The organism is Massilia sp. ZL223 (assembly GCF_018119395.1).
GTDB lineage: Bacteria > Pseudomonadota > Gammaproteobacteria > Burkholderiales > Burkholderiaceae_D > Telluria.
The window spans coordinates 1-7,309 of the sequence record NZ_JAGPWD010000074.1; the positions used below are offsets into that span (position 1 = coordinate 1).

Sequence of the window (7,309 nt, forward strand, 5' to 3'; positions counted from 1 at the left end):
AAAAAACGGCCAGCGAGTTTGCTGGCCGTCAGGTACTTCAGGCAACAGGCGCACGCGGCGCCTGCCCTGCCCTTACACCGCTTGCGGCGTACCGCGGCCGCGGCCGCGGCGCGTGATCATGCCGATCAGGCGCATGATGATGCGGAACACCAGGCGCACCATGACCAGGGTCAGGATCGCCTCGATGAAGGTCATCACGAAGGCGAAGGCCGGGTTGTAGCGCTTGGCGCGGCGGCCGAACTTGGCCACCATGCGGTCGCGGGCGATCTCGATGCTGTCGTAGAAGGTCGGCACGACCAGCAGGGTCAGCAGGGTCGAGGTGATGGTGCCACCGATGATCGCGATGGCCAGCGGCTGGTAGAACTGGCCGGAATCGCCCAGGGCCAGCGCCACCGGCAGCATGCCGGCGATCAGCGCGAAGGTGGTCATCAGGATCGGACGCAGGCGCTTGCGGCCGGCGGCCATCAGCGCATCTTCGCGGTCCATGCCTTCTTTTTCCAGCGCGCGGGCAGCGTCGAGCAGCAGGATCGCGTTCTTCGCCACCAGGCCCATCAGCATCAGGACGCCGATCATGCTCATCAGGTTGAGCGTGTTCTTCGACAGGATCAGGGCCAGCACCACGCCGATCAGCGACAGCGGCAGCGACAGCATCACGCCCAGCGGTGCGGTGAAGGAGCCGAACTGCATCACCAGGATCAGGTACATCAGGCCGATGCCGGAGAACAGCGCGATCATCATCTCGCCGAACAGTTCCTGCTGGTCTTCACCCTGGCCGCCCAGCGCCAGGCCATAACCCGGCGGGAAGTCGAAGCTCTTGGCCAGCTTCATCGCGTCCTGGGTCACTTCGCCGGCCGAACGGCCCTGGGCGTTGGCCGAGACGGTGATCAGGCGCTCGCCGTCCTTGTGGCGGATACCCGCCGGGCCCTTGCCCATGGTGATGGTCGCGATCTGCTCCAGCGGCACCATCATGCCGGTGCCCTGCACCGCGATCGGCAGGCGCTCGATGCTTTCGGTGTTGACGCGGTCTTCCGGATGCAGGCGCACGGCGACGTCGCGGGTTTCGCTGGTCGGGTCGACCCAGTCGCCCACCTCGATGCCGGCGAAGGCCACGCGCAGGGCCTGGGCGGCGTCGTTGATCGAGATGCCCATGGCATTGGCCAGGCCGCGGTCGAGCACGATCTGCAGCTCGTTCTTCGGATCCTGCTCCGACAGGGTGACGTCGACCGCGCCCGGGACTTCGCGCAGCTTTTCCATGTAGGCCGAGGTCAGTTCCATCAGCTTGCGCGAATCCGGACCGGTGAACTCGATCTGGACCGGCTTGCCGCCGCCGCTCAGGTCGTCGATCACGGTGTACTCGGCGCCCACCAACGGAGCGATCTTGGCGCGCAGCTCGGTGCCGATTTCGGCGGCGGTGCGCTTGCGGGTGCTGCGCTTGCCGATATCGACATAGACGCGGCCGCCGCTCAGGTTGACGTTGCTGTTGGTGTCCTCGGTTTCCGGAATCGTACGGGCCAGCTCGGCCGCCGCTTCCACCTTGCGGCGCGAGTACTCCAGGCTCGACGAGGCTGGGGTGCGGATCTCGACCATGATGGTGCCGTGGTCGGCCTTCGGCAGGAAGCTCGAACCGCCGAAGAAGCTGTGCAGGGCGATCGCGCCGACGAAGCTGGCGACGGCGATGGCGGCCATCCACTTGCGATGGTGCAGGGCCCAGGCGATCACGCGGCCGTAGCGGTCGGCCTGGTGGTCGAACCAGACGTTAAAGCGTTGCAGCGCGCGGCTCACGCCTTTTTTCGGCGCATGCGCGTGGTCAGGCGGGTCGCCCCAGTAGGCCGACAGCATCGGGTCGAGGGTGAAGGAGATGAACAGCGACACGATCACCGAGCAGGTCACGGTCAGCGCGAACGGACGGAACCACTCGCCCGACACGCCCGGCATGAAGGCCACCGGTACGAACACGGCCATGATCGAGAAGGTGGTCGCGGCCACGGCCAGGCCGATCTCGGCGGTGCCTTCGAGCGCGGCGGTACGGCGGTCCGAGCCCATTTCCATGTGGCGCACGATGTTTTCCCGCACCACGATCGCATCGTCGATCAGCACGCCGATCGCCAGCGACAGGCCCAGCAGGGTCATGAAGTTCAGGGTGAAGCCGCACAGCCACACGGCGATGAAGGCGGCCAGCACCGAGGTCGGCAGCGACAGCGCGGTGATCAGGGTCGAACGCCAGGAGTTCAGGAAGGCGTAGACCACGAAGATGGTCAGGATCGCGCCCAGCACCAGGGCTTCGATCACGTTGTTCAGGCTGCGCTGGGCGTCGTCGCCGCCGTCGCGCACGACTTCGACCTTGGTGCCTTCCGGCATTTCCTTGTTGGCCTGTTCGACCATCTGGTGGACCTTCTTGCCCAGCGAAACGGTCGAGGCGTCGCGCGAACGGGAAATCTGCAGGCCGACGTTCGGATTGCCGCTGCGCATGGACAGGCTGTTGAGATCGGCAAAGCCGTCCTTGGTCTCGGCCACCTGGTTCAGGCGCACGATCTGGTCGCCGTTGCGCTTGACCACGACTTGCGAGAAATCTTCCGGACGCTCGATGCGGCCGACCAGGCGGATGCCTTTCTCGTCCAGCTCGCTACGCAGCTTGCCGACCGGGGCATTCGTGTTCTGGGTACGCAGGGCGCTGACGACGTCGGACACCGACACGTTGAATTCACGCAGCTTCTCGGCGCGCAGCAGGACCGACAGCTCGCGGCGCAGCGCGCCGTTCACGTTCACGGTCGAGACACCCTCGATGGAGCGGAACTTATCGGCCAGCACGTCCTCGGCATAGCGCGAGATCTCGGCGTGCGACTGGGTGCTCGAGGACAGCGCCAGCGACATCACCGGCTCGGCGGTGATGTCCCAGCGCCGCAGCACGGGTTCGCGCATCTCGACCGGCAGCTTGTAGCGCACCGCGGCGATCGCGTTGCGCACGTCGTCCGAGGCTTCGATCACGTTGCGGTCGAAGTCGAATTCCAGCCAGATCGACACGCCGCCTTCGTACGAGTTCGAGTTGACTTCGGTGACGCCCTGGATCGCCAGCATCTGCTTTTCCAGGCGGTTGGTGATTTCGCGCTCGACGGTCTCGGGCGAGGCGCCCGGATACGGGATGTCGACCGTGACGCCTGGACGCTCGACGTCCGGGTTCTGGTTGACCTTGAGCTTCGACAGGGCGAGCAGGCCGACGCACATCATCGCCACGATCAGGACGACGGTGGCGACCGGCCTCTTGACACTGAAATTAGAGAGGAACATTTGTTGTTTTCCTTGTTTTCCTTACTTGCCCTGCACCGGCGCCGCGCTGGCGACACGCGCGGCAGGCATTTCGACCTTCTGGCCGTCCTTCAGGTTCGAGCTCGGGGCGCGCAGCACGATGTCGCCGGCGGCCAGGCCCTGCTTGACTTCGAAGTTGCCGGTGCGCTGGTCGCGCGCGCCCAGCACCAGGTCGACCTTGTTCAGCTTCTTGTCCTTGACGCGCCAGGTGTAGGCTTTGTCGCCGGCCTTGACCACCGCGGCTTCCGGCAACATCAGGGCGTTGGCGGAGGTGGCGTCGACGCGGCCTTCGGCGTACAGGCCGGCCACCTTCGGCTGGGCCTTGTCGGCGAAGTCGACCAGCACCTCGACCTGGCGGGTCACGGCGTTGGCGGCCGGGTCGATGCGCTTGACGACGCCGGCGAACTGCTGCTCGCCGTAGCCGTTGACGCGGAAGTTGACCTTCTGGCCGACCTTGACGGTGGCGATCGAGTCGGCCGAGACGCGGCCCTCGAAGCGCATGCTGTTCGGGTCGATGACCTTGACCAGTTCCTTGCCCATGGTGGCGGTGTCGCCGGCCGAGACCTTACGGTCGGACACGATGCCGTCGAACGGGGCGCGCACCACGGTGCGGGCCAGCTGCTGGCGCGCGGTGGCGACGCGGCTCTTGGCGGCCGACAGTTCGCTCAGGGCGTTGTTGCGCGCCATTTCGGCGTCGTCCAGGGCCTTCACCGAGGTCATGCCGGAGGCGCGCAGGGTCTTGAGGCGCTCGAGCTGGCGGTTGGCCTGCTCCAGCGACAGGTTGGCGGCGCGCTGGGCTTCCTCGGCCGACATCAGGGTGTCGCGGATCGAGGTTTCGTCGAGGCGCACCAGCACGTCGCCGCGCTTGACCGGCTCGCCGTTCTCTTTCAGGACTTGCAGCACGATGGCCGAGACTTCCGCGCGCAGGTCGGCGCGGCGCTCCGGCTGGATCGAGCCGGTGACGACCGGGCCGGACGAGATCGCGTCGCTCTGGACAGTCAGCACGTCTTCCGGGGCCACGGTCAGCTGCGTGGGCTTGTTGTCCTTCGCCTGGGCGCCGGGGCCCTTGGCGGGTTCCTTGCCACAGGCGACGAGGGCCGAGGCGATGGCTAGAACGAGTAGTGATTTGCGCAGCATGTTATGGTTCTCCGGAAGTGGACTCGGTAAGCTTTTTATAAAAATAAGATCAGATACGGCCAGTGCGCAGTATTCAGTAGGGGGCCGACGAACTCAATAGAGGAACCTGCGACTTGCGGAATTCGTGGGATGAAATGCGTTTTTTGGCGATGAGCTGCATTCCAGCCCGCTGAAACGCATGACATTTCGGACAGATTTCAAGCGGCCGGACGTCCGGCCGGCCACCCTCTCCCCCTTTGTCTCCTCCCCAGGGGCGCCTCAGGCGCCCAGGACGGCGTTGATCAGGCAGCCCATGCCGATGCCGGTCACGATGCCGCCGGCGATCTCGACCAGGGTATGGCCCATGCGCTCGCGCAGGACGACATAGTCTTCCTTGCCGTCGTGCAGGCGGTTCAGGGTGACCGCATGGCGGCCGACGTGCTGGCGCAGGCTGTTGGCATCGATCATCACGATGAAGGCCAGGGTCACGGCGACCCCGAACGCAGGATGGCCCATCCCCTCGCGCAGGGCGATCAGGGTGGCCATGCTGGTCACGACGGCACTATGGTTGCTCGGGAAGCCTCCATTGCCGACCAGATTGAATGCCCAGCGGCGCTGGCGCGCGCTGGTGATGAGAAACTTGATCGGGCCGACCATCATCCAGGTCAGGACCGGGGTCACGAGGTAGATAAATTCCATATAAAACCCAAAAGAGATATGCCGTGAAAATGCCGTGCGGAATTATCTCAGATGAATGCCCCTGCGGCGACCTTTCCGATGCGCCCCCGCTGTGTCCGGAGCGGTAATATTCCTCCACTCGACCAAGACAAGCAAGGGGGCTGTATGCGGCATTTCCGGTTGTCCATCGCGGTTACCGTCGTCCTGATGGCCCTGGCGGGCTGGTGGGGTTATGAGCACAAGGGGGTGGCCGGCATGCTCCAGGCCCTGTGGATCACCGCGGTACTGGGCGTGCTGGAAGTGTCGCTTTCTTTCGACAACGCGGTCGTCAACGCCTCCGTCTTGCGCCACTGGAACGAGTTCTGGCGCAAGCTCTTCCTCACCGTCGGCATCCTGGTGGCCGTGTTCGGGATGCGCCTGCTGTTCCCCCTGGTGATCGTGGCGGTCGCCACCGGCCTGGGGCTGGTGGATGTCTGGCACATGGCGATCAATACGCCGCTCGAGTACTCGCGCCACCTGACCGAGCGCCATGCCGAGGTGGCGGCCTTCGGCGGCGCCTTCCTGGCCCTGGTGTTCCTGAACTTCCTGTTCGACGAGGAAAAGGAGCTGCACTGGCTGGGCTGGATCGAGGAAAAGGTGGGTAAATACGGCACCGAGGGGCTGGCGGTCCTGATCACCCTGCTGGGCGTGTTCTTCGCCATGAGCCTGATGCCGCACGCGCGCAAGCTGCCGGTCCTGATCGCCGGGGTGGTCGGGGTGCTGATCTATATCGGGGTGCAATGGCTCAGCGGCTTGCTCGAGCATGAGGAGGAAGACCCGACCGTGGGCGCCATGATTTCCCAGGGCAGCATCGGCGGCTTCCTCTACCTGGAAGTGCTGGACGCCTCGTTCAGCTTCGACGGCGTGATCGGGGCTTTCGCCATCACCAACGACGTGGTGATCATCATGCTGGGCCTGGCCATCGGCGCCATGTTCGTGCGCTCGATGACGGTGTTTCTCGTCTATAAGGGCACCTTGCAGGAATTCGTGTTCCTGGAGCACGGGGCGCACTACGCGATCGGCATCCTGGCCCTGATCATGTTCGCCAGCGTGCACTACCACATCCCCGAATGGTTCACGGGGCTGTCGGGGCTGGCCTTCATCCTGGTCTCGGTATGGTCCTCGGTACGCTACCGGCGGCGCGTCGAGGCGCAGGAGCGCAAGCGCGAGGAAGTGGCCTGAAGGCGCAGGCCAGTTGGCGTTGCGGCCCAGCCATGGCAGAATGGGCGCTGCCATCCTGACAAGCTTTTTTACTGAACAGCCACGACCATGCCCAAGCGCGCCCTTGCTCTCCTGTTGTCTTCCATCGCTACTGTCTTAGTGCTGTTCGCGCTGTACACCTGGTTTGCGCTGAGCTGGTCGTATTCGGAGGGCGAACGGGCCGGCTACCTGCAGAAGTTCTCGAAGAAGGGCTGGCTGTGCAAGACCTGGGAGGGAGAGATCCTGCTGTCGAGCATGCCGGGGGCGATTCCGGAGCGCTTCGCGTTCACGGTGCGCGATGAAAGCTTGGTCAAGCCGCTGCAGTCGAGCATGGGGCAGCGGGTGCAGATCAGCTATGAGCAGCACAAGGGCGTGCCGACGACTTGCTTCGGGGAGACGGAGTATTTCGCGACGAAGGTTGGTACGGGGCCGGTGAATCCGGTGGCGCCGAGTGAGGCGGCGGCGGGGCAGTAAGTACAGCCTCCAGCACCAAACATCACCTCCAGCCCTAAGACCGTCATTCCGGCGAAGGCCGGAATGACGGCTTATAGGCTAGTGGTCCTAATCAGCGTTCATCCCTGCTCCGCTGCTGCAAGATCGCATCCGCCAGCCGGTTAGCCGCCTCCGCCGCCGACGACCCCGCCGACGGCTGCTTCAGCCTCACCAGCACCTCGCGCGTCAGGTCCGCCGACACCGAGCGGTAACTCGCCTCCTGCTTGCGTTCCCCGATCGTGCGCTCGGTTGCGGCCAGCTCGGCCGCCTGCTCTTCCTGGCGCTTGCTTTCCAGATTCAACAGATGCTTGCGCGCGTCCGCCATCTGCTGGGTCGCCTGCGCCGCCTTGCGCTGCATCTCGGCATGGGCCTGGGCGTGCTCCAGCAGCGCGCGCTGGGCTTCGCGCTTCTCGACCGCGGCCTGCACCGCCGCCTGCTCGGCCAGTTCGCGCTCGCGCGCCAGGCGCGCCTGTTCTTCCTC

Annotated in this window: 5 protein-coding genes and 1 pseudogene; 2 read left to right on the top strand and 4 right to left on the bottom strand. The window is 65.2% G+C overall.

Annotated features, from left to right (window positions below; all coding sequences use genetic code 11):
- Window positions 1-72: 72 nt before the first annotated feature.
- The 3 genes from KBW95_RS24265 to KBW95_RS24275 all read right to left on the bottom strand — a co-directional run bounded on the left by KBW95_RS24265 (window position 73) and on the right by KBW95_RS24275 (window position 5,118).
- A complete protein-coding gene (locus tag KBW95_RS24265) occupies window positions 73-3,285 on the bottom strand; it encodes an efflux RND transporter permease subunit (RefSeq protein ID WP_211527143.1) in 3,213 nt (1,070 codons plus the stop codon).
- A 21-nt stretch (window positions 3,286-3,306) separates the two neighbouring features.
- Window positions 3,307-4,440 carry an efflux RND transporter periplasmic adaptor subunit gene (locus tag KBW95_RS24270; RefSeq protein WP_211527144.1) on the bottom strand — a complete coding sequence of 378 codons (1,134 nt, stop codon included), beginning with the start codon at window positions 4,438-4,440 and terminating at the stop codon, window positions 3,307-3,309.
- A 258-nt stretch (window positions 4,441-4,698) separates the two neighbouring features.
- On the bottom strand, window positions 4,699-5,118 hold the full coding sequence (locus KBW95_RS24275) for a divergent PAP2 family protein (protein ID WP_211527145.1): 420 nt from the start codon (window positions 5,116-5,118) through the stop codon (window positions 4,699-4,701).
- Between the two features lie 144 nt (window positions 5,119-5,262).
- Here KBW95_RS24275 and KBW95_RS24280 point away from each other — a divergent pair, with 144 nt between their 5' ends.
- Window positions 5,263-6,318 (top strand): DUF475 domain-containing protein, encoded by a 1,056-nt coding sequence (locus tag KBW95_RS24280; RefSeq protein WP_211527146.1) that lies wholly within the window; start codon window positions 5,263-5,265, stop codon window positions 6,316-6,318.
- Window positions 6,319-6,405: 87 nt separating this feature from the next.
- Window positions 6,406-6,810 (top strand): hypothetical protein, encoded by a 405-nt coding sequence (locus tag KBW95_RS24285; protein WP_211529541.1) that lies wholly within the window; start codon window positions 6,406-6,408, stop codon window positions 6,808-6,810.
- Window positions 6,811-6,901: 91 nt separating this feature from the next.
- Here the strand turns inward: KBW95_RS24285 and KBW95_RS24290 are convergent.
- Window positions 6,902-7,309, bottom strand: a pseudogene (locus KBW95_RS24290) (hypothetical protein); the annotation flags it as partial.

What these genes read in the sequence shown, in the direction of transcription:
- KBW95_RS24265 (WP_211527143.1), bottom strand. Translation starts at nt 3,285, where the DNA reads ATGTTCCTCTCTAATTTCAGTGTCAAGAGGCCGGTCGCCACCGTCGTC.
- KBW95_RS24270 (WP_211527144.1), bottom strand. Translation starts at nt 4,440, where the DNA reads ATGCTGCGCAAATCACTACTCGTTCTAGCCATCGCCTCGGCCCTCGTC.
- KBW95_RS24275 (WP_211527145.1), bottom strand. Translation starts at nt 5,118, where the DNA reads ATGGAATTTATCTACCTCGTGACCCCGGTCCTGACCTGGATGATGGTC.
- KBW95_RS24280 (WP_211527146.1), top strand. Translation starts at nt 5,263, where the DNA reads ATGCGGCATTTCCGGTTGTCCATCGCGGTTACCGTCGTCCTGATGGCC.
- KBW95_RS24285 (WP_211529541.1), top strand. Translation starts at nt 6,406, where the DNA reads ATGCCCAAGCGCGCCCTTGCTCTCCTGTTGTCTTCCATCGCTACTGTC.